This window comes from Frankia sp. CoWAU3 (assembly GCF_977971855.1).
In genome coordinates, this window is record NZ_CDWWXB010000033.1 from 19,823 (window position 1) to 20,933 (window position 1,111).

At 68.8% G+C, this 1,111-nt stretch carries 2 protein-coding genes; both read right to left on the reverse strand.

Annotation, left to right across the window (positions count from 1 at the left end; all coding sequences use genetic code 11):
• Positions 1-197: 197 nt before the first annotated feature.
• Complete coding sequence (locus AC08ON_RS05600) at positions 198-710, reverse strand: hypothetical protein (RefSeq protein WP_476616568.1); 513 nt, start codon at positions 708-710, stop codon at positions 198-200.
• A gap of 3 nt (positions 711-713) precedes the next feature.
• On the reverse strand, positions 714-1,111 hold a 398-nt coding region (locus AC08ON_RS05605), incomplete at its 5' end, for a PP2C family protein-serine/threonine phosphatase (RefSeq protein WP_476616569.1).

The following is a 1,111-nucleotide window of genomic DNA, read 5'->3' on the forward strand; positions in this document are numbered from 1 at the left end:
CCGGTCTGCTCGGCTGGCCCACGCCGGCGGTTCCCGTCAGCCGAGCGGCCGGGGGCATCTGCTCCGTAGGGAGCTCGCCCGCCGTCCTCCGGACGGTATTCGTACCTCTCCTGACCACTCATGATCCCAATTCCGCACCGATCGCAGTAGTCGGGTCGTGAGACAGGTGCCCCGTAGGGCATCGTGCCCTCACCTGATCACCGGTTCACCCGGAGGGTCCTCGTCGACCGTGTGTCAAGGACCATCTCATCGATCTTCTTGGCGTTCTTCTTCAACCGAACCGTACCTGTTGTGGCATTGTCGACGTGAACCACCTTCTGTAGGAGGCGGTAGGTGTCTCCGTTGCCGGAGGCGAGCGCCAGCTGAGCGCCGCGTCCGAGCAACAGTGTCGCAGTCGCCTCGTCGTCGGCCCGACGCGCCTCCAGACCCCGTAGCACCGCGGCCGCGAGTTCCGCCTGGTCGGTGTAGTGGGCGACCGGGTCGTTGATCCGGCTCCGCTGGGTCTCATTGTCCGTCCAAACCGCTCGGACCAGCGCCTTTGACGTCACCCGGCCGTCGACGACGAGGCTGACCCGCGCCGCCCGCGCCTCGGTTCCCAGCGCGCGGGCGGGCACCTGGACATTCAAATGGTAGTCGCGCGACTCGATTCCCCACGCGCCGGTACGGTACCGGAAGGTACTCGTTCTGGTAGACCTCCGCGGCGAAGGCACTCATCAGTCCTCCACCCGGGCGGCCACCACCGTGATGTTGTCGTGTCCCCCGGAGTTGATGGCGAAGTCGACGAGGTGGCGGGCGACGTCGATGGCCTCGCAGCGGGGTGGGAGCTGGTTGACGAGCGCGGCCATCACGTCTGGCCGGGACGCGTAGTTCCACAGCCCGTCGCTGCAGACCAGTACCGTGGCCGGCGCCTCGATCGGGAACATCTCGGTGTGCGGCGCGACGTCCTCGACGTCGCCGCCCAGCCAGCGGGTGAGGGTGTGCGCCCGCCGGTGCGTCTCGGCCTCGTTGGCCGGGATGAGCCCCGCGCGCGCGGCCTTGGCCGCCCAGGTGTCGTCGGCGGTCAGCCGCTCGCACCAGCGCGGACCGAGCAGGTAGACCCGGCTGTCGCCGA